This window comes from Brevibacterium jeotgali, from assembly GCF_900169175.1.
In the GTDB taxonomy this organism is placed as follows: Bacteria; Actinomycetota; Actinomycetes; order Actinomycetales; family Brevibacteriaceae; genus Brevibacterium; species Brevibacterium jeotgali.
Genome location: NZ_FXZM01000009.1, coordinates 60,629 through 84,279 on the forward strand (window position 1 = coordinate 60,629; position 23,651 = coordinate 84,279).

The 23,651-nt window shown below is 70.7% G+C and carries 17 protein-coding genes; 5 read left to right on the forward strand and 12 right to left on the reverse strand.

Going from position 1 to position 23,651, the window contains the following annotated elements; genetic code table 11:
- Window positions 1-98 precede the first annotated feature (98 nt).
- The 3 genes from ahcY to BJEO58_RS09970 are packed head-to-tail and all read right to left on the reverse strand — an operon-like array spanning window position 99 to window position 3,465.
- Window positions 99-1,589, reverse strand: coding sequence for an adenosylhomocysteinase (gene ahcY / locus BJEO58_RS09960; protein WP_101589323.1), 1,491 nt, complete (start codon window positions 1,587-1,589; stop codon window positions 99-101).
- Window positions 1,590-1,594: 5 nt separating this feature from the next.
- Complete coding sequence (locus BJEO58_RS09965) at window positions 1,595-3,112, reverse strand: phosphohexomutase domain-containing protein (RefSeq protein WP_180951907.1); 1,518 nt, start codon at window positions 3,110-3,112, stop codon at window positions 1,595-1,597.
- The gene (locus tag BJEO58_RS09970; protein ID WP_257904207.1) at window positions 3,109-3,465 is read right to left on the reverse strand and encodes a DUF3499 domain-containing protein; all 357 of its coding nucleotides are present in this window, start codon (window positions 3,463-3,465) and stop codon (window positions 3,109-3,111) included. The genes BJEO58_RS09965 and BJEO58_RS09970 overlap by 4 nt, the downstream gene beginning before the upstream one ends.
- Window positions 3,466-3,538: 73 nt before the next feature.
- Between BJEO58_RS09970 and BJEO58_RS09975 the strand changes: the two genes are divergently transcribed.
- Entirely contained in the window at window positions 3,539-3,919 is a 381-nt protein-coding gene (locus BJEO58_RS09975; protein WP_101589325.1) for a metallopeptidase family protein, read from the forward strand.
- A 21-nt stretch (window positions 3,920-3,940) separates the two neighbouring features.
- Here the strand turns inward: BJEO58_RS09975 and BJEO58_RS09980 are convergent, their stop codons facing one another.
- From BJEO58_RS09980 to BJEO58_RS09990, 3 genes are read right to left on the reverse strand one after another with little or no spacing between them, the layout of a single operon-like run.
- A complete protein-coding gene (locus BJEO58_RS09980; protein ID WP_101589326.1) occupies window positions 3,941-5,398 on the reverse strand; it encodes a DUF5719 family protein in 1,458 nt (485 codons plus the stop codon).
- A complete protein-coding gene (locus BJEO58_RS09985; RefSeq protein ID WP_101589327.1) occupies window positions 5,395-8,487 on the reverse strand; it encodes a glycosyltransferase family 2 protein in 3,093 nt (1,030 codons plus the stop codon). Before BJEO58_RS09985 ends, BJEO58_RS09980 begins: the two co-directional genes overlap by 4 nt.
- Entirely contained in the window at window positions 8,484-8,744 is a 261-nt protein-coding gene (locus BJEO58_RS09990; protein ID WP_087009306.1) for a WhiB family transcriptional regulator, read from the reverse strand. Before BJEO58_RS09990 ends, BJEO58_RS09985 begins: the two co-directional genes overlap by 4 nt.
- Window positions 8,745-9,226: 482 nt before the next feature.
- On the opposite strand from BJEO58_RS09990, the gene BJEO58_RS09995 reads away from it, so the two are divergent.
- The 4 genes from BJEO58_RS09995 (at window position 9,227) to BJEO58_RS10010 (ending at window position 12,580) form a co-directional block, all read left to right on the forward strand.
- Window positions 9,227-10,405, forward strand: a complete 1,179-nt coding sequence (locus BJEO58_RS09995; RefSeq protein WP_101589328.1) for a coenzyme F420-0:L-glutamate ligase — start codon at window positions 9,227-9,229, stop codon at window positions 10,403-10,405.
- Window positions 10,406-10,411: 6 nt separating this feature from the next.
- On the forward strand, window positions 10,412-11,056 hold the full coding sequence (locus BJEO58_RS10000; RefSeq protein WP_101589329.1) for a hypothetical protein: 645 nt from the start codon (window positions 10,412-10,414) through the stop codon (window positions 11,054-11,056).
- An 87-nt stretch (window positions 11,057-11,143) separates the two neighbouring features.
- Window positions 11,144-11,914, forward strand: coding sequence for a CoA transferase subunit A (locus tag BJEO58_RS10005; RefSeq protein ID WP_101589330.1), 771 nt, complete (start codon window positions 11,144-11,146; stop codon window positions 11,912-11,914).
- A 3-nt stretch (window positions 11,915-11,917) separates the two neighbouring features.
- Window positions 11,918-12,580 (forward strand): 3-oxoacid CoA-transferase subunit B, encoded by a 663-nt coding sequence (locus tag BJEO58_RS10010; protein ID WP_101589331.1) that lies wholly within the window; start codon window positions 11,918-11,920, stop codon window positions 12,578-12,580.
- A 173-nt stretch (window positions 12,581-12,753) separates the two neighbouring features.
- On the opposite strand, the gene manA is transcribed toward BJEO58_RS10010, so the two are convergent.
- From manA to BJEO58_RS15385, 6 genes are all read right to left on the reverse strand, one after another.
- Window positions 12,754-14,013 (reverse strand): mannose-6-phosphate isomerase, class I, encoded by a 1,260-nt coding sequence (gene manA / locus BJEO58_RS10015; RefSeq protein ID WP_101589332.1) that lies wholly within the window; start codon window positions 14,011-14,013, stop codon window positions 12,754-12,756.
- 157 nt (window positions 14,014-14,170) lie between these two features.
- Window positions 14,171-16,870: an NlpC/P60 family protein gene (locus BJEO58_RS15345; RefSeq protein ID WP_101589333.1), complete on the reverse strand. Its 2,700-nt coding sequence runs from the start codon at window positions 16,868-16,870 to the stop codon at window positions 14,171-14,173.
- A 424-nt stretch (window positions 16,871-17,294) separates the two neighbouring features.
- Window positions 17,295-18,833: an LCP family protein gene (locus BJEO58_RS10025; RefSeq protein WP_101589334.1), complete on the reverse strand. Its 1,539-nt coding sequence runs from the start codon at window positions 18,831-18,833 to the stop codon at window positions 17,295-17,297.
- A 201-nt stretch (window positions 18,834-19,034) separates the two neighbouring features.
- Window positions 19,035-20,231, reverse strand: coding sequence for a pyridoxal phosphate-dependent aminotransferase (locus BJEO58_RS10030; protein ID WP_101589335.1), 1,197 nt, complete (start codon window positions 20,229-20,231; stop codon window positions 19,035-19,037).
- 346 nt (window positions 20,232-20,577) lie between these two features.
- On the reverse strand, window positions 20,578-21,726 hold the full coding sequence (locus BJEO58_RS10035) for an acyl-CoA dehydrogenase family protein (RefSeq protein WP_101589336.1): 1,149 nt from the start codon (window positions 21,724-21,726) through the stop codon (window positions 20,578-20,580).
- Window positions 21,727-21,819: 93 nt separating this feature from the next.
- The gene (locus BJEO58_RS15385) at window positions 21,820-23,628 is read right to left on the reverse strand and encodes a 5-(carboxyamino)imidazole ribonucleotide synthase (protein WP_101589337.1); all 1,809 of its coding nucleotides are present in this window, start codon (window positions 23,626-23,628) and stop codon (window positions 21,820-21,822) included.
- Between the last annotated feature and the right edge of the window lie 23 nt (window positions 23,629-23,651).

Below are 23,651 nucleotides of genomic sequence, written 5' to 3' on the forward strand. Positions count from 1 at the left end.
CCTGCATCGAGGCTGTCCCGGCTCCCGCTCCCTCCCACCGCCCCACAGGCCCCCTTCCTTCCGGGGCCCGGGTCCTCACACGAGGAGTCTCGAGCGACTCAGTAGCGGTAGTGGTCCGGCTTGTACGGCCCGGCGACGTCCACGCCGATGTACTCCGCCTGCTCCTTCGTGAGCTCCATGAGCTGGGCTCCCAGCGCCGGCAGGTGCAGCCGCGCGACCTTCTCGTCGAGCGCCTTCGGGAGGCGGTGCACGTCGTTCGAGTACTCCGCGACACCCGCGTGCAGCTCGATCTGCGCCATGACCTGATTGGTGAAGGAAGCGCTCATGACGAAGCTGGGGTGGCCCGTCGCATTGCCCAGGTTGAGCAGGCGCCCCTCCGACAGGACGATGATGCTGGTCGTCTCACGACCGGTTCCGTCTGCTGCCGGGAGTGTCCACTCGTGGACCTGCGGCTTGATCTCCACCGTGGAGACTCCGGGGATCTTCGCGAGCCCCGCCAGGTCGATCTCATCGTCGAAGTGCCCGACGTTCCCGACGATCGCGCCGGGCTTGAGCAGCTGCAGCTGCTCGACCGACAGGACCGCGGTGTTGCCCGTCGTCGTGATGACGAAGTCCGCCGTCTCCACGCCCTGGGTCGTCGTGACGACCTGGTAGCCGTCCATCGCCGCCTGCAGCGCGCAGATCGGATCGACCTCGCTCACGATGACGCGTGCACCCTGGCCGCGCATCGCCTCTGTCGCGCCCTTGCCCACGTCGCCGTAGCCGATCACCAGGGCGATCTTGCCGCCGATCAGGACGTCGGTCGCACGGTTGAGGCCGTCCGGCAGCGAGTGGCGGATGCCGTAGCGGTTGTCGAACTTCGACTTCGTGACGGCATCGTTGACGTTGATCGCGGGGAACGGCAGTCGGCCCTCCTCCGCAAGGCGGTACAGGCGGTTGACGCCGGTGGTCGTCTCCTCGCTCACACCGCGCAGCAGGGGCGCGAGCCGCGTGAAGCGGCCCGGCTCCTCGGCGAGCGACGTGCGCAGCCGCGCTCGGAACGCCTTGAGCTCGTCCGCGTCGTCCTCGGCATCGTCGGCGACTCCGCCGGCCGCTTCTGCGGCAGCGCCCTCGAGCAGGTACATCGTCGCGTCGCCGCCGTCATCGAGGATGAGGTTCGCGCCTGCGGGGGTGTCGCCGATCACCGGGAACCGGAAGATCTGGTCGGCGCACCACCAGTACTCGTCGAGGGTCTCGCCCTTCCAGGCGAAGACCGGCACCCCGGTCGGCGCGTCCGGCGTACCGGAGCCCACGACGACGGCCGCAGCCGCCTCGTCCTGCGTGGAGAAGATGTTGCAGGACGCCCAGCGGACGTCTGCACCCAGGTCGACCAGCGTCTCGATGAGCACGGCCGTCTGCACGGTCATGTGCAGGGAACCGGCGATCCGAGCGCCGGCCAGCGGGTTGGTCCCCGCGTACTCCTCGCGCAGGCTCATGAGACCGGGCATCTCCCGCTCCGCGAGACGAATCTGGTGACGTCCCGCCTCTGCGAGCGTGAGGTCCGCGATCCGGTGGTCGTGATCGGCGAGCACCGCCGGCTGATTCGTCATCGTTCTTACCTCCGAGGGGATTCGGGTTCGGTTCCGGGTGGTGTCAGGGATCGGACGCGTGCGAGCACCGCCTCCGTGAGTGCGCGGGTGCGCTCCGCGGTGGGCGTCTCGCAGTTGAAGCGGACCAGGGGCTCCGTGTTCGACTTCCGCACGTTGGCCCAGAAGTCGCGGCCCTCGAGGGAGACGCCGTCGAACTCCACGACGTCGCCGTCGCCGAACTCACCGGTGCGGGCGCGCGCGGCGAAGTCCGCCAGGACGGCGTCGGGGTCCGTCACGGTCGAATTGATCTCCCCCGAGGCCACGTAGCGCTCCCTGCGGGCCACGAGGTCCTGCGCGGAGTCCTCCGTCCGCGCGAGCAGGGCGATCACGTGGCAGGCGGCGAGCATGCCGGAGTCCGCGGAGTAGAAGTCGCGGAAGTAGAAGTGTGCGGAGTGCTCCGCGGCGAAGACCGCGTCGTGCTCGCGCATGAGCTGCTTGATCCGCGAGTGGCCGACGGGGGTCCGCACCGCGGTCCCGCCGGATGCCTCGACCGTCTCCGCGACGATGCGCGAGGTGATGAGGTTGTGGAGGACGACCGGCTGCACCTCCCCCTCGTCACGGGCACGCATGATCTCACGCTCCGCGACGAGCGCGCCGATCGCGGACGGTGAGAGCACGTCACCCGCTCCGTCGATGAAGAAGCAGCGGTCCGCGTCCCCGTCGAATGCGAGTCCCAGATCCGCGCCCTGTGCGCGGACCACGTCGCGGACGTCGAGGAGGTTCTCCGGTTCGAGGGGGTTCGCCGGGTGGTTGGGGAATGTGCCGTCCAGCTCCGTGTACAGACCGATCACGTCGAACGGGACAGCGGGCATACCTGCATCGGTGCCGAACACCTCGCCCAGGAGCTTCCCCGCCATCCCGTTGCCGGCGTCCGCGACGATCGTGAGGGGGCGCACCGGTCGCAGCCGGTCCAGCCCGGTCAGATCGCGCAGCCTCTGCGCGAACGCCGCGGCCAGTTCCCGGGCCGCAGCGTCATCGACGGCGACCGCGCTGTGGTCGGCAGCACGCCGGGGTGCGTCCACCGCGGCGTCGCGGACCTCGCCGAGGCCCTGGTCGCGCGACACTCCCGTCGCACCGGCGCCGCACACCTTCACGCCGTTGTAGTCGGCGGGGTTGTGGCTGGCGGTCACCATGAGGCCGGGGAGGTCCCACAGCCCGGATGCGAAGTACAGCTGGTCGGTCGAGCACAGTCCCACGAAGCGGGCACGCAGACCGCCGGCGATCACGCCGGCCGCGGCCGACTCCGCGAACCGCGGGGAATCGGGCCGCATGTCGCAGCCGATCACGACCTCGGTCGCACCCTGCGCGCCGAACGCGCGAGCCGCGCCGAACCCGAGCGCGTAGAGCAGGTCGTCGTCGAGGTCGTGGCCGATCCGGCCGCGCAGGTCGTAGGCTCCCAGCACCCGGTCGAACCGGGCGCGCCTCGCGGCACGGACCGGGCCCTCGCCGCGCGTCGCGTCGGGGGCTCCCTGTGCGTCGATCATTCCCCGTTACCGGCGATGATGCGCAGGTGCCCGCGCCCCGGCCCCGATGGCAGGTCCGTGGGCGGCTGCGGGTCGCGCCGGGGCCGTGCGGCTTCGCGCACGGCGTCCGCGATCGCGAGCAGGTCATCGCGTGAGCGCTCCGGCTGCTCTTCGCCGATGTCGAGGCGGAGCAGCTCCCAGCCGCGGGGCGCGGTCATGCGCGCGGCGTGGTGTCGGCACAGATCAAGAGCACCCGGTTCGGCGCGGGTGGCGAGGGGTCCGACGACGACGGTGGCGTCCGCGTGGACGTACGTCATCGTGAATCGGGCAGTGACCCCGCACCCGGCCTTTGCACACAGACGTACTCCTGACACGTCAGGCAGTCTACCCAATGGGGAGCCCTCCGTTCGAGCACCCCACGGCCGACGACCGCATAGACTCCCAGCCATGTCCCCGTCGCGCCGCCACGACCGTCACGGTCGCAGCCCGCTGCTCTTCCACGCACCCGTCCCCGCCGCGCGCAGCCGGGCGGAGGAGTTCGCCCGCGTGGCGGCGATCCTCCTGGCCGACATCCGGCTGCGGGTCGAGGGCGAACTGGACACCGTGGTCCTCACGGTCGATGACATCCCACCCGTGGATGCGGATGTGGAGCTGGGGCGTGTCCTGCCGGCGACCCGGGACGAACCCGCCGTCATCGTGCTCCACCGCCTGCCGATCGCGCAGCGCTGCACGGACGAGCTGGACCTCGCCGATCTCATCGCGGATGTCCTCGCAGATCAGGCGGCGCTGCTGTGCGGGCGCGACCCGGACGAGCTGCGCCCCCGCTGACGTCAGTCGAGGCGCAGCCGGTCATCGTTCGAGGCGGACGTCCTGATAGCCGACGCCCTGCGGGGGCGCGGGGATGCCCACGGCGCTCGCACCCGAATCGCTCTGCGCCGCGACCGTCGCGAAGGCGTCGTCCGTCGTGCTGCGCAGCTCGAGCGCCCGGGCGTCGCCGAAGTCGGCGAGCCCCAGGACGAGTGCGCGCTGGGGATCGAGAGCGAGCGTGCGCGCGTCTCCCCGCTCGCCGTTCGCGCCGACCGGGACGACGTCCACGCTCCCTTCCCCTGCCGCAAGGACCAGGTCTCCGCCCAGCGGGGCGCCCCACTCGTCCGTCGGCACCGCGACGAGCTGGGTGTCCCCCAGCGACTCGACGCCCGGATAGTGGGCGACGTCCTGCCCCTCGTCCGTGTCGACGGTGACGGAGGCGGTGGCGGAGATGTCCGTGTCGGCCTCGAGCATCACGTCGCCCGCGGACATTTCTCCGAGGTCCACCTCCGCAGTCCCGTGCGCGGGGATCGCGACGGATCCCGTCGGCAGGGCCTCCGGGCCGTCTGCGGAGTGTGCGCCCAGTCGGGCGGTGACGGCGGTGTCGCTGGGATTGGACACACGCAGACGGACCGCACCCTCCGTGCCGACGGGGACGACCGTGCGGGTGGAGGCCGGGGCCTCGGGCGCGGCGTACTCGATCCCCCGGGGATCCAGCCCGTCGCGGCGGATGTGCTGGAGCGCGGCGGTGACGCGACCGTCCTCGGCGGTCACCTCCGCTCCCACGACGGGCACGCCCTCCGCGAGCGCACCCAGGACGACGGTCCGCAGCGACTGCGGCTGGACGGTCAGCGAATCCTCGCCGGCGACGGGGACCGGACCGGATTCACCGCTCAGCGAGACGCGGACTGTGACCGGCGCGTCCGTCGGATTGCCGATGAGGAGGCGGGAGTCCTCACCCGTCATCGTCGAGGCACCGGAGAACATCGCGCGGGTGACGGGCTCGGAGCAGCTGAGCGCGGCAAGGCCCGCGTAGTCACCGGATTCCGCATCCGCTGTCTGCACGGCGGACACGAGGGCGGGGCTCTCGCCGGCCGGCGTGCCGGCGTAGAGCACGGGGGCGCCCATACCGTCGGCACCGGTGACGAACGGGTCGCCGGGGTCCGTCGCGAAGAGTTCGTCTCCGCCCAGCACTGCCGCGTCGATGCCCGCGGCGCCCTGCGAACCGTCCGGTGCGGTCATGGACGCGCTCACGGCGCGGGCAACGGTGGTGGGCGCCTCTGCGGCTTCGAACTCCTCGTCGGTGCCCGCGGCACCGTCGGCCAGCGACAGGGGGCCCGGGCACACGGCCGTCGTGGCTGCGGCGGGCAGACGGACCTGTTCCGGACCGCGCTCACCCGAACCGCTGGGCAGGGGCGCGACGAACGCGGTGACCGCGATGAGGACGCCGGGCACGGCGATCCCCACGAAGGCGGCGGCGGACTTCGAGACGGCATTCATCGGCGACTCCCTCGACCGATCGGCACGGAGACGACGGCGGTGACCAGCAGGAGCACCCAGCCGGCGACCGTCACCGCGCGATACCAGGCGGGGGTCGCGCTGAAGGCGACCGTCACTGCGTCCTCGGGCAGCAGGAACGACTGGGCCCACCCCTGGGCGGGGTCCCCGGCGGCCAGGCGGTCACCGTCGATCGCGGCACTCGTGACGCCCGCGCGCTCTGCGAGGACGAGCCGTCGTCCGGACGGGCCCGCGGGGATCTCAGCGGTGCCGTCCGTGACGGGCACCGGCGCACTGCGACCGTCCGCGTCCACGACCCGTGCCCACGCGACCTCGGTCCCGGTCTGCTCCGACGCATCGGGGTCCGCAGCTGCTCCTGCGCTGTCCGCGGCGGGTTCGTCCTGGTCGACGGCCCCGGCGTCGGAGACCTGCCAGAGGAGTCCCTGCTCCGCAGTGCCGAGGCGGGTGAGTCCGGTCGCCCCCGACACGCTGCGGGTGGCGTCGTCGAGAGCCGCGCCCTCGTCACCCGTGAGCACGACGAAGCCGATGCCCAGCGCTGACAGCGCCTCGCCGGCGGCTCCGCCGCCCTCAGCGGTGAGGCGGCCGACCGCGCCCGCCAGCGCTGTGTCCGCGGGGTCCAGGGCGACGGGGGCACGACGCGGCCCGAACCCGTGCAGCTGCGCCGCACCGGTGAGCGTCGAGGATTCCAGGACAGTGCCGCCGGTGGCACCCACGACGCGTCCCGTCACCTCGCCGTCGGCAGCATCGAGGATGAGGGTGCGCTGGGCGAGGGGGCCGGTCGCCCGCTCCCCCGCGAAGACGGGCAGACGGTCCTCAGCGGTCCGCTCGACCTCCGTGCCGCCCACCGAGGCATCGAGCGACAGCGCGGCGAGCACCAGCGCGGCAGAGCCGGCTGCTGCGACGACGACGGTGCGCGACCGTCTGCGGGACGGCAGCGCGGACGTCGTGCCCCGGCGTCCGGGGGTCCGGACCAGTGACGCGGCGAGCAGCCCGCACAGGCCCAGGGTGAAGAGCGCGAGCCCGGCCGCCGGCCATGCGGCGACGAGGCGGTGGGCCGTGAGTCCTGCGGCCGTCATGGACTGGGCGATCGCGAGGCAGAGGCCGAGCACTGTCAGCGCGGTCGACCCGATCACGAGGTCGTCGGGGGCGCCGCGACGGAAGTAGGCGGCGCCTGCGGCGACGACCAGCGGGAGGGAGACGAGCAGGATGAGGAAGACGTAGGGAGCGGCGCCGGTGCCCGCGAGGGCCTGGGAGACCGGCACCTCGGGCCACCCCAGAGCCAGGATCCACGACCGGGCGACGGGGTACGGGAGGACGGCACCGGGGTCGGTCAGCAGCGCATCGGGCCGGCGCACCGCCGCGACCAGCCAGGAGCCCGTGAGTGCGAGCACGGGCACGAGCGCCCAGACCAGCCGCAGGGCGCGCGTGCGCACGACCAGTACGACCACGAGCACGGCGGCAGGGATCAGGAGGACCGGCATCCCGCCGCACACGATCGCCAGGAGCAGTCCAGCGGCGGCAGAGGCCTCGATGGATCGCCGGCTGACCGCGGAGTGCAGGGCGCGGACGAAGACCGGCAGGACGAGCCACGCGAGGACCGCACCGAGCCGTCCCTCCACGAGTGACACGACGAAGGCCGGCGAGGCCGACCACACGAGCGCCAGCAGAGCGCGGATGCTCGGACGGGGTGTGAGGCGCCCCGCGGCGGCGTAGGCGAAGAGCGCCGCTGCGGGCAGCGCGAGGACCAGCAGAACGCGGACGGCGAAGTCGAGATGGCCGAGGAAGGGCAGGGACCAGACGAGGAGCACGCTCAGGAGCGGATCCGCCGGGGTGCGCGATCCCAGTCCCGCGCCGTCGTGGAGGCTGAGCACCCGCCCCAGCGCCTCCCCGAAGCCCACATCGAGGCGCGGCATCGCGCCGCCGGTCAGGGACCCGGGCCCGAACAGCCGCCAACCGATGAGGATCGCGGCGAGGGACGTGAGCAGGAGGACACCGGTGAGGGGGTGCAGGAGTGCGCTGCGGCGCGGACCGACGTCCACACCGGAGTAGGACTGCAGCTCCTCCCCCGTGTTGAGTGCCTCATCGGCTCCGGCGGCGAGCGCCCCGTCGCGGGATCCCGCGCCCGCACCTGCAGGACCGTGCCGCATCCACCACGCCGCGGTGCCGTCGGCGCCGGTCTCGCGCAGCTCTCGTCGCGCCGTGTCGAGCCGCTGTCGCGTCGCAAGCAGCCCGGGGGCGGGTTCCGCGACGGGGCTGAGGCGGCGCAGGGCTGCGACCGCGCGACGGTCGCGGCTGATGCGACGTGCGGCGCCCATCCAGTTGCCCGCACCCCGGGGGTCGTTCGACAGGAGACGGCCGAAGGCGGCCCCCAGCGCTGAGAACCACAGCAGGAGGCTCATGCGCCACGCCGCGGAGGGGCGGACGCGGGAGAGTCGGTAGCGATGTTCGGCTCTGACGTCTGCGACGGCGCGCGGGGGCCGTGGGGAGGACAGCAGCGCGCGGGCGGTCTGCGCGGGCACGACGACCTCCGCGCGGGGAGCGAGCACCACGCGGAACCCTGCGGCCCGGACGCGGCGGGCGTACTCGATCCCGCGGTACGACGTGGACAGCGTCGCCGCGGGCGCACCCACAGAGCGGATCACCTCTGCGGAGACCAGGGCGCCGGGCAGGTCGACCGCGTAGACGTCCTCGGTCCGGCCGAACTGCCCCTGGTCGATCTCTCCCGGGGATACCGGGTTCATGCGCAGGCCCTGCGCGGTCGTCGTGACCCCTGCGGAGACCATGCGGTCCGAATCGGAGACGCGGAGCCCCGGCCCCACCAGACCGACGGCGTCGCCGGAGCCCGCGACGTCGAGCAGTCTCGACAGCGCATCCGGTGCGGGTTCGTCGCGGGCTCCCAGGAGCCAGATCCACTGGGCACCGTGGGCCACCGCACGGTCGATCGCCTCAGCCGTGTCGCGCGCCGAGGCGCTGAGGACAGATGAGACCCCCGGGATGTCCGCCGACGTGCGGTCACCCCGGAGGTCCGCGCCGTCGTCGGTGCCGACGACGGCGGTGATGCGAAGGCTCACCCCGCCTGCTTCTTGAGGCGGCGCCTTTCACGCTCGGAGAGCCCGCCCCAGATGCCGAAGCGCTCGTCGTTCGACAGCGCGTACTCGAGGCACTCGGAGCGGACGTCGCACGAGGAGCAGACCTTCTTCGCCTCGCGGGTCGAGCCGCCCTTCTCCGGGAAGAACGCCTCGGGATCCGTCTGGGCGCAGAGCGCCTGGTCCTGCCAGGCGAGGTCGCCGTCCCCGGAGCCGCCCAGCAGCAGCGACAGAGGAGACACCGCTTCCCCGCGATCCCCTCCCGGTGCGCGCGGCGACAGGGAGACGGGGTCGAGATCGAGCGGGTCGGCGACGAAGGACGGTTCACCCGTCCCCGGGTCGACGAACCAGTCGACCGCCGCTCTGTCCGCTACGCTCTCGCGCAGCGGCCCGGCAGGCGCCTCCGTCTGCGGTACCGCGCTCATTCCTGCTGAATCCCTCAGTCTGTGTGCTGGTGTCACGTGTCCTCCCCCTTTCATCATCGGCGCCGACTGATCTGCCCGACGCGTCCGACTCATACTGAAATTACACGTGTGTCATTACCCTTCCGTCAAGCCGTCGACGGGTACCCTTCAGCCCATTAGAACTGCTGTTCGAGGGGTTCACACTCACCCGCGCAGCCCGTTCACTACATGTGGTGGAGAGCGGCACCGGTGACCACAACCTGTGGCGCGGATGTGATGCTGTGAGTATTCGGACGTTCTTCGTCTGCAACGATAGGGCCATGACCTCCTCACCCCCCGCGCCGCACCGCAGGGCCGAATCCAGCCGTCTCCTGACCGCCTACGCGGTGCCCGGCATCGGCCGCATCCGTCCGGGAACGGACCTCGGACGGGAGATCGGGGGCGCGATGACCGCCAGCGGCCTCGACCTCAAGGACGGCGATGTCGTGGTCGTGGCGTCGAAGGTCGTCGCGAAGGCGGAGAACGCGCTCGCCCGGGCAGGAACCCGGCAGGACTTCGAACGGCTGGTCGATGCGCACTCGCGGCACACGGTCGTCCGCCGCCGCTACTCCTCCGGCGTCACGGTCAACGTCGTGCGCACGGCGTCCGGCACCGTCCAGGCCGCCGCGGGGCTCGACCAGTCGAACACGGACGGCGATGACGACGTCCTCCTCCACCCGCAGGACCCGGACGCATCCGCCGCGCGGCTGCGCACGTCCTTGTCCGACCGATTCGGCGTGCACCTGGGCGTCATCGTCTCGGACACCTCGTCACGGCCGTGGCGGGTGGGCGTCTCCGACTTCGTCCTGGGCTGCGCGGGCATCGACCCCCTCGACTCGCAGCGGGGCGAGCCCGACGATGCGGGCCGCCCCCAGCAGGTGACGGTGCGCGCCGTCGCGGATGCGATCGCGCAGGCCGCAGACCTCGTGAAGGGCTCCGCGCGGGGACGACCGGTGGCGATCGTCCGCGGCGTGAGCGAGGTCGTCACGGAATCCGGCACCGGCGGTGCAGGGCTGTCTCGACCGCTGTCGGACGACTGGTTCCGCACCGGGCACGTCGAAGCGGCGTGGACTGCCCTGGGCGTCGACCCGGCTGACCCGGCGATCACTCCCCCGTCCGGCGACGACTCCGACGACATCCTGGCCCGGGCCACCCGCGCGCTGGCCGTCGCCCGCAGCGGCGCTCCCCGCACTCCGGGGCAGGCGGGCTGGCGGCTGACGCTCACCGGCTCCGGGTCCTCCATCCGTGTGCGACCGCGCCCGGAGGCCTCCCGGCCCGAATCGGCGGGCCACCCCCTCGTCGAGGCGGCCGTGGGCCTGGGCGCCCTCGTCGAACGCATCGCCACGGCACTGGCCGCCGAGGACCTCCGCTGCGAGACGGACTGGCTCTGGGAGGACACCGGCGCCCCCGGCGGTGCAGACATCCGCATCGAACTCACCCCCACTCCGACAGGAAGCTGACACCCCGTGCGCACCTACCTCGCGGCACTCGCCGAACTCCGCCGTCCCGTCCTGCGCTGGGAGGGCCCGGACGGCGCCTCCCTCGAACTCACCGGCCCCGTCCTCGCGAACTGGGCGCACAAGGCGCACGGCCTGCTGGCCGATTCCGAGGTCGGACCGGACCTGGACCTCGGCATCGTCGACTCCGCCGGACTGCACTGGCGCGCGCTGACGGGTGCCCTCGCAGCGTGGTCGCTGGGTGCGTGCGTGCGCATCGTGGCAGACGAGGAGCCGCAGAGCGGCTGGGCCGCACTCGCCTCTGAGCACCGCGCCGAGGACCCCGTCACCCACTCCGCCGACGAGGTCTTCGTCTTCCCGATCGCCCCACTCGCCCTGAGCGTCGACGCACCGGTCGACACGATCGACTACGCGACCGCCCTGCGCACCCACCCCGACGAGGCACCCGTGGGAGCCCTCGCGAGCGTGTCGTTCGGCGATGCCGCCACGACGGAGTCGGCAGCATTCGCCGGGCTGACGGAGCAGGCCCCCGCGGCGTCCGACAGCCACAGCACCGAGGTCGTCGTCACCGAGGCCCCTCGCTCCACCACGGAGTGGGGCCGGGTGCTGGCAGGGCTCCTCCACGGTCTCGTGGTCCTGCGCCAGGTGGACTGAGCGCTCCTCGACGGCCTGTCGATCCGCTCCCCCCGGCCCAGCGGACACGCCGTCACGTCGAGACGGTCCCGTGCAATAATCCGAAGCATGGACAAAGTGGTTTCGACAGCAGCAGAAGCGGTGAAGGACATCCCCGACAGCTCACGCATCGCCGTCGGAGGCTTCGGAGTCGTAGGAGTGCCCGAGGTGCTCATCGACGCGGTCCGCGACCAGGGTGCGAAGGATCTGGAGGTCATCTCCAACAACGCGGGGGTGGACGGACGCGGATTGGGCAAGCTCCTCGAGACACGCCAGATCAGCCGCATCATCGCCTCCTACGTCGGAGAGAACAAGGAATTCGCCCGCCAGTACCTGTCGGGAGAGCTCGAGGTCGAGCTCACTCCGCAGGGGACGATGGCAGAGAAGCTGCGCGCTGCAGGCGCCGGCATCCCCGCCTTCTACACGATCACAGGGCTCGGCACGCAGGTGGCGGACGGCGGCATCCCGTGGAAGTACGACAGCGACGGAAACGTCGTGAAGTCCTCGCCCACGAAGGACACGAGGACGCTCACGACGTTCGGCGAGGAGCAGGAGTACGTCCTCGAGGAGTCGCTGCCCACGGATTACGCCCTGGTCCGCGCGGCGAAGGGCGACCGGGCCGGCAACCTCGTCTTCAACGCCTCCGCCCGCAACTTCAACCCACCGGCGGCGATGTCCGCGAACACGACGATCGCAGAGGTCGAGGAGCTCGTGGAGGTCGGCGAGATCGACCCGGACGACGTCCACCTGCCGGGCATCTACGTCGCCCGCGTCCTCCCGCTCACCCCTGAGCAGGTCGCGGACAAGCCCATCGAGAAGATGACCGTGAGGGAGGACTGACTCATGAGCCTGACACGCAATCAGATGGCCGCCCGCGCGGCTGAGGAGCTCGCCGACGGCTCGTACGTCAATCTGGGCATCGGCATGCCCACGCTCGTTCCGAACTACATCCCCGAAGGCGTCCACGTCGTCCTCCAGTCGGAGAACGGGCTGCTGGGCGTCGGCCCCTATCCTCGCCGGGACGAGATCGACGCCGACCTCATCAACGCGGGCAAGGAGATCGTCACGATGCACCCCGGTGCGGCGTTCTTCGACTCCGCGGTGAGCTTCGGCATGATCCGCGGCGGCAAGATCGACGTGGCGATCCTGGGCGGCATGCAGGTCGCCGGCAACGGCGACATCGCCAACTGGATGATCCCCGGCAAGATGGTCAAGGGAATGGGCGGCGCGATGGACCTGGTCCACGGCGCGAAGAAGGTCCTCGTCCTCATGGACCACACCGCCAAGGACGGATCGCTGAAGCTGCTCGAAGCGTGCGACCTGCCGCTGACCGGTGAGCGCGTCGTCTCGCGCATCATCACCGACCTCGCGGTCCTCGACGTCACCGGAACGGGATTCCGCCTCATCGAGCGCGCCCCCGGCGTGAGCGTCGAGGAGATCCAGGAGAAGACCCAGGGCCTCGAGCCCCTCACCGGAGACGTGCCGGAGGCTGCGACAGTCGCCTGATCGGCAGGCGGGCGCGACAGAAGCCTGCTCTCTGGGACGGCGGTCGGGGATTCCCTGAGGGATCCCCGACCGCTGTCGTGTGTGCGCGCGTCAGACTGTCGCGGGCCAGTCCGTCGCAGCCCAGCCCGTCACAGCCCAGTCCGTCGCAGCCCGGTCCGTCGCGGCCAGGGGTGTCACAGTCCCGCACTGGCGACGAACAGCGACCCGATGCCGGTCACCGCGGGGCGGGGCTCATCCGCCGGAATCCACACGGAGTCCCCGCGCGCCAGCTCGCATGCGGCGGAGCCGCCGTCGTCCGGCCCCTCGGCACGAAGCGTGAAGGCCCCTTCCGTGCACAGGAGGGTGAGCGCACCGGGGCGCTCCAGGCGACGGCCCGCAGCCTCCGTGATGACCGTGAGGACGAAGTCGTCGGTCCTCCCCCGCAGCTCACCGTCGTCGTCCGGTAGGAGCAGGTCCGGGGCGTGCGTGTCGAAGCGTGCCGTGCGGACCAGCTCGCACACGTCGACGTGCTTCGCCGTGAGGCCGCCGCGCAGAACGTTGTCGCTCGATGCCATGATCTCGACGCCCATGCCCCGCAGGTACGCGTGGATGCTCCCCGACTCGACCGCCAGCGACTCGCCCGCCTGCAGGAGGTGGCGCCGGAGCATGACTGCGACGAGCGGCCCCGGGTCGTGCGGGAAGTCCGCGTGCGTCTCCTGCAGCGTGCGCGCAGGATCCGTGCTGCTGCCGACGCGCGACGGGTCGTCCGCAGCCGCAGAGCGGAGCGCAGAATCGGCCAGGGCAGCCGCCAGGGCGTCGGCGAGTGCGCCGAACCGCGCGGGCTCACCCAGGAGGCGCTCGACCGCGTCGCGCAGCACCACGGCGTCAGCGCGCGGATCCCCCGGTGGTCGGGTCAGCGCGGCTCGCCACGCCGTCAGGGCGTCGCGCGCCTCGGCGGGAGCCCCGGCGGTCTCGAGTGCGTGCGCGAACCTGTCGAGCGTCGCGAGGACGGCTGCGACGGGCCGGAATCCGCAGAGTGCGTGGAACTCGTCCAACGCGTAGAGCAGCTCCGGCTTGTGCCACGAATCCCTGTACGTCCGGTGCGGGGCATCCGTCGGGATCCCTGCCGCCTCTTCGCGCGCGAACCCGGCTTCGGCCTGCTCCCGGGTCGGGTGGCTCTGGATGGACAGCGCGCTGCGGGCGGAGAGGACCTTCAGGAGGAACGGCAGTCGGGGACCGAACAGCGCAAGGGATTCCCGGCCCAGGAACCGGGCCGGGTCCTCAGCGATGAGCGCATCGAGGCTGCGGCCGTCGACCGTGGACGGCGCACCGGGATGCGCGCCGACCCACAGCTCCGCGACGGGCGTGCCGTCCGGCTCCTGCCCCAGGATCTCCGGAATGCCCGTCGGGCTGCCCCAGGCGTAATCCTTCCGGGTGTTCGTCAGCCGCTGCATTCATCTCCTCATCCACCCGCATCCAACCCGTCCCGCGAAGCCTACGATAGGCCACTCGGACAGCCGAACCACGCACGAGCGGCCCCACACCCTGTTCAGGTGCGGGACCGCTCGTGACCGGCGCGCCGAAGGGTTCCCCGCCCTCCGGGCTCCGCGATCAGATCACGCGGACGAAGACCGCTCCCCGATCGAGCATCCAGCTGTAGCTGCGCTTCGAGGTGTTCGTGCGCGAGGATCCCGCGTCGTACATCTGCCCCTTGGTCTCGGAGATGATGCCGATGTGGCCGGGGATCCAGACGAGGTCGCCCGGCTTCGCCTCCTCGGCGGAGATCACCGTCCCCGCGTTCTTCTGCGCACTGGTGTGGCGCGGCAGGTCGATCCCGTGCTTGCCGTAGACGTACTGCGTGAACCCGGAGCAGTCCCAGCCCGACGGGGACGTTCCGCCCCAGCGGTACGGCGCGCCCATGTGCTTCTTCGCCTCGGCGATGATCGCGGCGCGCTTCTCCTCGTCCTTCTGCTCCTCCGACTTCTCCGGCTTCTTCGAAGGCTTCGGATCAGCCGTCTTCGTCGGCTTGGGCGACGGAGTCGTCGTCGGCTCGGGCGAGGCACTGCGGGAGGGCTCCGGCGACGAATCCTCTGTGGGCTCCGTCGTCGGCTGCTCCGACGGCTCGACGGAGGGCTCGTCCGACGGGCCTTCCCCGGGCTCGCCGGACTCACCTCCGTCACGGGGGCTCAGGTCCTCGACATCGGCATTGAGATCGCCCTCAGCGGAGAACTCGGTCGTGCCGTAGCCCTCTGCCCAGACGAGGCGTGCACCCTGGAACGCCTGCTCGGCGCGGCCGTCCTCCACCGTCAGTTCACCTGTCGGGTACCCCAGGTGCCCATTCTCATAGCCCTTGTCCTTCCAGTACCTCTGGAGGATGCCGGTCGTCGCGTGCGCACCGGTGGCCTCCGTGTAGTGGATGGAGCCCTTCTGGAACGGCTGGTATTGGCCGTCATCCGTGAGGCCGCCCTTCGAGTCGGTCTTCGGGAAGCCGATCGTCTTGAGGAGATCCTCGTCCACGCGGTCATCGAACACGCCCTTCACGATGTGCGCGCCGGTGTCCTTCGTGTAGTAGATGTGGCCCTTCGCGTACTTCTGGCCCAGGCCGCCGGCGATCTTGAACTCCTCGCCGGACGGCTTGCCCAGCTGCTCGACGTTGCCTTCGTACTTCTTCTCGATGGGAGTCTTGGACGTCTTCTCGTCGTCCTTCTTCTCGTCCTTCTTCTTCTCGTCGTCCTTCTTCTTCTCGTCCTCAGGGGTGTCGCCACCGTCCTGCATCTTCTCGATCGCAGAGCGCATGCCGCCCAGCTTGGAGTAGAACGCAGCACCGGGGCAGACGGTCTGGCCGACGTCGCGGTGGCCGATCACCGTGCGGACGCGCGTGCCGCCCAGCGTGGTCCTGTCCGCCGCGGACACACCGTCGAGCGACAGCTTCCAGGCGATCACGTGGTTGACCGCGTCGATCGTCTTCTGCGGCGGTGCCGCCTTGTCGTAGGTGCCCATGACGGAGATGCCGAAGGACCCGGTGTTGTAGCCGGCGGCGTGCGCGCCGATCACGGCCTTGCTGAGACCACCGGCGCGGCCTTCCCAGAGGCGGCCGTACTTGTCCGCGAGGACGTTGTAGCCGACGTCGCTCCAGCCGCGGCCCTGCGTGTGGAAGCTGTAGATGCCGCGCAGGATCGAGGGAACGTCGCCCGCACTGTAGCCGTTGGCACCGGCCGTGTGGTGGACGACCGCGGCCTTGACGGAGCTCGCGTAGTCGGCAGAGCCGTTGCGCATGCTCTCCTTGGCGCCCCACGACTTGCGGGAGCCGATGGACGGCTTGTCGACCTTCTTCACGGACGTGTTCTGCACGGACGAGCTGCCCGGGACGTAGGACGCGTTCTGCGCGGACGCACCGTCTGCGGGTGCTGCGTTCGCAGCATCCGTCGCGGGGACCTCGGCCTCGTCGGACGGCGCTGCGGACTGCTCGCCCGCATCGGCCTGCGGCGGGAGGACCGGCTGGTTCTCCTCGACTGCGGCAGCATCACCCGCCGACGACTTCGGGTCCACGAGGACGAGTTCGGTCGCGGCGGGTGCGTCGGCGGCGCCGAGTACACGCAGCTGGACGCCGTCCGCGCCGGACACGATGAACGGCTCTGTACCGTTGCCGCCCTCGTCGAGGTTCTCGATCTCCAGGTCGGTCCACGCGCCCCATTCGCCACCGGCCTTCTGCCGGACCTCGAACGACACGTCGGTGTCGCCCTCATAGGTCACGCCCACGACGCTCGGATTGCCGCTGGGAACGTCCACGGCCTCGGAGATCGCAGCGATCGAGGTGCCGTCCTCGGTCTCCTCCTGAACGGACCCGACGACGGGGGCATCGGTCTCGTCCGGCTCGGAGGACTCAGCGGACCCGGACACGTCGGGGTCCTCCGCTGCATCGGTCGCGGGTCCGGAGGGCCCGCCCAGTCCGGGCGCGTCGTCCTCCGCGGACTCCGCCGACGAATCCGTGAGCCCGGTGTTCGCGGCCTCGAATGCTCCGCTGTGGGGTGTCATCGGGCCTGCAGCGACGTTCGTGGCAGTCGTGGCGCCGCTGGCGCGCAGGAGTCCGGGCACGTTGGTCAGTGCGCGGTTCGACGCGGCGGCGGTGGATTCGGACGAGGCGCGCGCCCCGATCTCGTCGAGGCCGTCGTCGCTGATGTCCGTCAGGGGCGACGAACTGATCTCGGGATTGACAGGAACCGCGATCGCGGCGGTCGAACTCGAGAGTCCGAACGTCGTCACCATGACCGCGGCCGCGCATGCGGCTACAGAAGGGACCAGAATTCTCATCGTTTCAGCCTTTGCGAGGAAGTCAGGGAAGGAGGCTTCTACGAAGTGGGGTCGTCGCTGGATGCGGCGAACCACCTCAACATCTCAAGATTGTTACATATTTTCGGCGTGTCTCAGTTGAAATCTCGCCCGAAACGGAAATGACACGCGTGTGGTTCCGCATGTTCTCGCGCCGAACGGCGCCTGAAAAAGTTTTGCGGGAATCCCGTCAGATCGAGCGGATCGAGCACGATCGAGGGTGATACTCGTCACGTCCGGCGCGCCAGGGCTCCCCTCAGGCACCCCCGACAGACGACAGCTGGAACAGCCTACCGCTGCCGCTCAGGGGCCGACGAGGCGAGACGCACGAGACGAGACGCTCGAGACGGGACGTGACGCACCCCCGACAGGCCATCGACGCACGGGCAGCGTCCGCCCGTGCTCGTCAGGGAACGCTGCAGATCGCAGCCGCGTCTGCCTCGGAATCTTCCGCATCCTGCTCGTCCCCGGTCTCCCCGGCCACAGGCGCGGCCCACAGGGACACCTCCTGCGTCGCACCCGTCGCATCCGTGGGAAGCGCTGCGACGGTCGTCGCCGCAGGCCCGACGGACGTCTCGGCAGCCGCCTCGGCCTCTTCGGCCGTCTGCTCCGATTCGACGACGGTGTCAGCTACCAGCTGCCGGACGTCGGCGAAGTCCGGACGGGTGGGGTTGACCTCGGGAGGTGTGAGGTCGACGGAGGTCGTCCCGGCGGTGCGCGTCTTGAGCGCCAGGTCCACGAAGCGGTCCACCTGGACCTGCGGGATATCCGTCGACACGACGTCCGGGGCCGCCTGTGCGATGTCCTGGAAGCGCAGCAGGAGCGTCGAGGGATCGAGCTGCTGGACCATCGCGTCCTGCACGCACCGCTGCCGGACCATCCGCTCGTAGTCGGACGAGAACTCGCGCGATCGCGCGAACCACAGCGCGTGGTACCCGTCGAAGTGATGCTCGCCGGACTCGATCCATTTCTTCACCGGGCCGTGCTGCCCGGTGGACGGATCGACCTCGGAGGAGATGGGCACGCGCTTCTCCGAGACGACGGAGATGCCTCCCATCGCATCGATGAGGCTCTCGAAGCCCTTGAGGTCGATCATCGCGTGGTACTGGACATCGAGGCCCGTCACTCCGCCGACGGCCTCCTTCATCGCCTCGACACCGGGGGTGACGTCGTCCGGGTACTCGTCCGCGTGCTCCTCCCCCTGCTGGTAGACGGCGTTCAGCAGGCACTCGTCGCCGCAGTCGAAGCCGTTCGGGTGCACGGCCGCCAGCGGGCTGTCTTCGGTGAAGGGCACGTTCTGCATGTTGCGGGGCAGGCCGATCATGACGGCGCCGCCGGTCTTCGCATCGACGCTCACCAACGTGATGCTGTCCGGCCGGATCCCGTCCCGGCCCTCTCCCGCGTCGGACCCCAGGAGCAGGATGTTGTACCGGCCGTCCGCCGGCCGCTCACCCAGGCCGCCGGCGAAGAGGTCGGACATGAGCTCGCGCTGGCTGTTCATCATGAAGGAGCTGTAGGCGGTGCCGCCCGTGACGACCAGGACTGCGACCGCAGCCGCCGCCAGGAACCGTTTCCTGGCCCTGGGGCTGAGCGTGTGGAGCCTGACCCTGCGCACGGTGTCCAGGAGGCACAGGACCCAGCTCACGCCCGCGACGACGAGCAGGGCGAGCAGGAACGTGAGAATGAAGGGGTTCGTCGCGAGGGTGAATGCGAACTGGCGACGGATGAGCACGACGATGAGTGCGACCGCGAGCAGCAGCCAGGTGAGCAGAGTGATGACCAGGGGGATCCGGGATCCCCGCGTGCGGAAGAACGACTGCACGCTGCCGGGCATCAGCATCGTCGCCGCGAGCAGCACCCACCCCCGCACGTCGCGACGCGGGGCGTCGAGGTGGCGGGGTTCGCGGACGGGATCCGCATACTGCAGCGAACGCTTTTCGGTCACAGGGCGCCTCGGGGTGGAGCGGACGTACGACAGCACAACCATGCACGATCAGAGGACGGTTCTCACGGACCCCACCCCGGCAGGTCGGTGGGAGATCCCTGGACGTCCGGATCAGACCGCGTCCGCACGCACGGGTGCAGACGCGCGAGACCGCTGGTCGCCTATGGGCGCTCGAGATCGCTCAGGGCAGCTCAGGGCAGCTCAGGCATCGGCCACCCATTCGCGCAGGCGGGTGAGCCCCTCTGTGATGTCCTCGAGACCGATCCCGGAGTACGCGAGCCTGATGTACTCCCGGTCCTCGCCCGGCTGCCTCGTCCCGAAGTGCTCCCGCGTGCAGAAGGAGACACCGGTGCTGTGCAGGGCCTGCTGCGCGAACTCACCGACGTCCGCGAGCCCCATCCTCCGGACGGCCTCCGTCACGTCCGGGAAGACGTAGAAGGTCGACTGGGGCACGGCGGCCGTCATCCCGGGGATCGCGTTGACGAGGCCGCACACCGCGTCGCGCCGTGCGCGGAACTCGTCGAGCATGAGGCGCACCGGCTCCTGCGTGCCCGTGAGAGCCGCGATCCCGGCCCACTGGACGAAGTGCGTGGTGCAGGATTCGTCGTTCGTGTTGAGGGTGGAGAGCACGTCCGCCACAGCGCGGGGCGCCACTGCGCAGCCCAGTCGCGATCCCGTCATCGCGAACTTCTTGCTGAACGTGTAGAGGATGACCGTCCGCTCCGCCATTCCCGGAAGTGCGGCGATCGACCGCGATTCTCCCTCGTAGCGCATCTCGAAGTACGCCTCGTCGGACAGCACCCACAGATCGTGCTCCTGCGCGATCTGCGCGACCGCCTCGCGCTCTGCGTCCGTCGATTCCGCAGAGATCGGATTCTGCAGGTCGTTGTAGATGAGCGCAGTCGTCTGCGGCGTGATGAGAGAGCGCAGGTGGTCGAGGTCGATCGCGAAGCCGTCGGGGGTGGGGATGTACCGGTACGGCAGCGGCACGCCGCCCAGGTACGCGATCTGGGATTCGTAGATCGGGAAGCCGGGGTTCGGGTACAGCACGCCGTCCCCCGGGTCCATGACGGTCTGGAGGAACTTCGTGATGACCGGTTTGCCGCCCGTCGTCACGACGACCTGGTCCGGGGAGATCCGCATCCCCCGTCGGGTCCCGATGTCATCGGCCAGCGCTTCCCGCAGCTCCGGAATGCCGGGGCCCGGGCAGTAGCCGGTCTTCCCGTCCGCGATCGCAGCATTCATCGCCTCGACGATGTGCGGAGCGGTGGGCAGGTCGATGTCACCCAGGTGGAACGGGAAGACGCGGTTGCCGCGCGCCTTCCACTCGGCGGCCGCCCGAGCGACGGCGAAGGCGGTCTCCGTCCCCAGATCGTCGATGCGGCGTGCGATCTTCATGGCGGGCTCCTCGTGCAGGTGGATCGGCACCCTCCAGTCTGCCGCTTCGCGCTGCCCCCGTCACTCCCCCACGGCCCACGGTCGCCTCACAGCGCTCCGCGTCTGCTCCGGCGCACCCCCGGACCGCCGAACCGCTGCGGGCGGACATCGTGAGGGAGTGCGGAGGCGCTGAGGGGTCGGCATCCCGCTGCCGATCCGAGACGTCGCTCCAGCACCCGAGATCGTCGAAATCTGTGCCCAGGTGACGTCTCGCACGCCGCACGCGCGGGTCCGCACGCCGCACGCACGGGCTCGCACGCCGAACGCGCGGGTCCGAGCGCGAGAGCGCCCCGCACGCGCCTCCGGTTCACGCCAGCAGCTTGCGTCCCATGACGAGCCGCTGCACCTGGTTCGTGCCCTCGTAGATCTGCGTGATCTTCGCATCGCGCATCATGCGCTCGACCGGGTGGTCGGCCACGTAGCCCGCACCGCCGAGCAGCTGCACGGCGTCCGTCGTGATCTCCATCGCCGCGTCGGATGCGTAGGCCTTGGCCGCCGCACCGAAGTAGCCCAGGTCCGCGTCCTCCCGCTCGCTCTTCGCCGCGGCGACGTAGGTGAGCTGACGCGCCGCCTCGAGCTTCATGCCCATGTCCGCGACCATGAACTGGATGCCCTGGAAGTCCGCGATGGCCTTCCCGAACTGCTTGCGCTCCTTGATGTAGCCCATCGCGTAGTCGAGCGCTCCCTGGGCGATGCCCACGGCCTGCGCCGCGATCGTCACGCGCGTGTGGTCGAGGGTGCGCAGAGCGATCTTGAGGCCCTCGCCCTCCGCTCCGACGATCCGATCGGCGGGCAGGTGGACGTTGTCGAAGATCAGTTCGCGCGTGGGGCTGCCCTTGATGCCGAGCTTGCGCTCCTTCTCACTGAACGTGAAGCCCTCATCGCCCTTCTCGACGACGAAGGCGGTGATGTTGCGTCCGCGCGCACCGTCCGGATCGGTGACCGCCATGACCGTGTAGAGGTCGGACTCGCCCGCGTTCGTGATCCACGTCTTCACACCGTTGAGGGTCCAGCCGTCGCCGTCGCGCACCGCGCGCGTCGTCATGGACGCGGTGTCGGAGCCCGCCTCGCGCTCCGACAGGCCGTAGGAGAACCCGCGCCCCTCCGCCAGCTGCGTGAGGTACTTCTCCTTGACCTCCTCGCCGCCGCCCAGCTGCACCGGCATGGAGCCCAGCTTGTTGACGGCGGGGATGAGCGACGAGGACGCGCAGCCGCGCGCCACCTCCTCGATGACGATCGCCGTGGCCAGCGCGTCCGCGCCCACACCGCCGTACTGCTCCGGCACGTGCGGGGCGAAGAAGTCGGTTGCGAGCAGCGCGTCGTGCGCCTCCTGCGGATAGCGCGAGTCCGCGTCCACCTCTGCGGCGTGCGGGGTGATCTTCCCCTCGACGACGTCACGGACGGCGGCACGCAGCTCGTCGTGCTCCTCGGTGGGACGGAAGAGATCGAATGTCATGCTCGTACTCCTTCATGTGCGGGCCGTCGCCCGACGATCGGACTGTCACTCTGCGACGAGGCCCGGGGAGGACGCCGTCGCGGGGGTCTGGTCTCAGTGGTGCGCGCCGCCTTCGCCGGCGACCCGTTCCGACAGCGCACGGCCCTTGGCCATCGCCTTCTCCCGCAGCGCTGCCCGGTGGTCATCGAGCGCGGCGCGCAGGTCAGTGCCGTCCTGCGCCTCGTCACCCACCGCGCCGGTCGCCAGGATCCTCACCGCGAGCAGACCCGCGTTCGCGGCCCCTCCCACGGACACGGTCGCGACGGGGACGCCCGAGGGCATCTGGACGATGGACAGCAGCGAGTCCATCCCGTCGAGGTGCGCGAGCGGGACCGGGACGCCGATCACCGGCAGCGAGGTCAGCGACGCGAGCATCCCCGGCAGGTGTGCGGCGCCCCCCGCGCCGGCGATGATCACCTCGAGTCCGCGGTCAGCGGCCGTGCGGCCCCACTCGACCATGTCCTCGGGCATCCGGTGCGCGGACACGACCTCTGCGGTGAAAGGGATGCCGAACTCCCGCAGCGCATCTGCGGAGGCGGACATCGTCGGCCAGTCGGAGTCCGAACCCATGACGATGCCGACCCGTGGCCGGTCGTCGGTCCGCGGATCGGGAGGACCCGCCGCCGAGGCCGTCGTCGCCGCTGCGCCCGTCGTCGGGCCGCTGCTGTCGGGACCCGCGATCCCGAGGCCCGCCGCATGCGCGGCATCACTGAAGTCCGGGTGAGGGTTCGTGTCCACTCCCGCGATGAAGTCCGCCGCGTGACGGGCGCGGGCCAGCAGCCGCGCGGGATCTCCGGAGCCCGCGAGGTTCACGTGCCCCAGCTTCCTGCCGGGCCGCACGCCCTTGCCGTACATGTGCACCTTGACGGCGGGGTCGTGCGCGAGCACGTGGAGGTAGGCGTGGTAGAGGTCGTCGCGGTCCGCACCCAGCACGTTGACCATCGCCGTCAGCGGCGCGTGCGCGGACGGGTCGCCCAGCGGCAGGTCGAGGACCGCGCGCAGGTGCTGCTCGAACTGACTCGTGAGGGAGCCGTCCTGCGACCAGTGGCCCGTGTTGTGGGGGCGCATCGCGAGTTCATTCACGAGGTACCCGCCGTCGACCTCGAACATCTCCATGGCCATGACGCCGGTGACGCCCAGGCGAGTGGCCAGTGCGATGACGTCGCCCTGGATGCGGGCGGACAGCTCCGCGGACAGTCCGGGGGCCGGCGCGAGCGCCTCCTTGCACACCCCGTCCTGCTGGTGTGTCGCGACGACGGGCCACACTGCGGTCTGGCCGGACGGCGACCGCCCCACCATGACGGCGAGCTCACGGGTGAAGGCGACCTTCTCCTCTGCGAGCAGCGTGCCGGGGGCGTCGGCGAACCAGTCAGCGGCCTCGGCGGGGTCATGGATGACCCGCACCCCGTGGCCGTCGTAGCCGCCGCGCGGAGTCTTGAGGATGAGCGGCAGACCCAGGTCGGCAGCCGCGGATTCGAGCTCTTCGACGGAGCCCACCTCCGCCCAGCGCGGGTTGGGCAGACCCAGTTCATCGATCTTCGCGCGCATGACGAGCTTGTCCTGCGCGTGGATGAGCGCGTCGGGGCCCGGATGCACACTGTGGCCGGCCGCCTCGAGCGCCCGCAGGTGCTCCGGAGGCACGTGCTCGTGGTCGAAGGTGAGGACGTCGACGGTGTCCGCGAACGCCTTGAGGTCATCCCAATCGCGGTAGTCGCCCACCGTGACGAATGCGGACACCTGCGCGGCCGACGCGCCGTCGGCCTCACTGAGGACATGGAAGGAGACGCCGAGCGCCTCTGCTGCGGGCGCCATCATCCTGGCGAGCTGTCCGCCGCCCACGACGCCGATCTTGGGGAAAGTCACGGGAGACAGTCTATGCACGCTGT

What these genes read in the sequence shown, in the direction of transcription:
- BJEO58_RS15345 (WP_101589333.1), bottom strand. Translation starts at nt 16,870, where the DNA reads ATGAGAATTCTGGTCCCTTCTGTAGCCGCATGCGCGGCCGCGGTCATG.
- BJEO58_RS10030 (WP_101589335.1), bottom strand. Translation starts at nt 20,231, where the DNA reads ATGAAGATCGCACGCCGCATCGACGATCTGGGGACGGAGACCGCCTTC.
- BJEO58_RS09965 (WP_180951907.1), bottom strand. Translation starts at nt 3,112, where the DNA reads ATGATCGACGCACAGGGAGCCCCCGACGCGACGCGCGGCGAGGGCCCG.
- BJEO58_RS09995 (WP_101589328.1), top strand. Translation starts at nt 9,227, where the DNA reads ATGACCTCCTCACCCCCCGCGCCGCACCGCAGGGCCGAATCCAGCCGT.
- manA (WP_101589332.1), bottom strand. Translation starts at nt 14,013, where the DNA reads ATGCAGCGGCTGACGAACACCCGGAAGGATTACGCCTGGGGCAGCCCG.
- BJEO58_RS10005 (WP_101589330.1), top strand. Translation starts at nt 11,144, where the DNA reads ATGGACAAAGTGGTTTCGACAGCAGCAGAAGCGGTGAAGGACATCCCC.
- ahcY (WP_101589323.1), bottom strand. Translation starts at nt 1,589, where the DNA reads ATGACGAATCAGCCGGCGGTGCTCGCCGATCACGACCACCGGATCGCG.
- BJEO58_RS10010 (WP_101589331.1), top strand. Translation starts at nt 11,918, where the DNA reads ATGAGCCTGACACGCAATCAGATGGCCGCCCGCGCGGCTGAGGAGCTC.
- BJEO58_RS09975 (WP_101589325.1), top strand. Translation starts at nt 3,539, where the DNA reads ATGTCCCCGTCGCGCCGCCACGACCGTCACGGTCGCAGCCCGCTGCTC.
- BJEO58_RS09980 (WP_101589326.1), bottom strand. Translation starts at nt 5,398, where the DNA reads ATGAATGCCGTCTCGAAGTCCGCCGCCGCCTTCGTGGGGATCGCCGTG.
- BJEO58_RS10035 (WP_101589336.1), bottom strand. Translation starts at nt 21,726, where the DNA reads ATGACATTCGATCTCTTCCGTCCCACCGAGGAGCACGACGAGCTGCGT.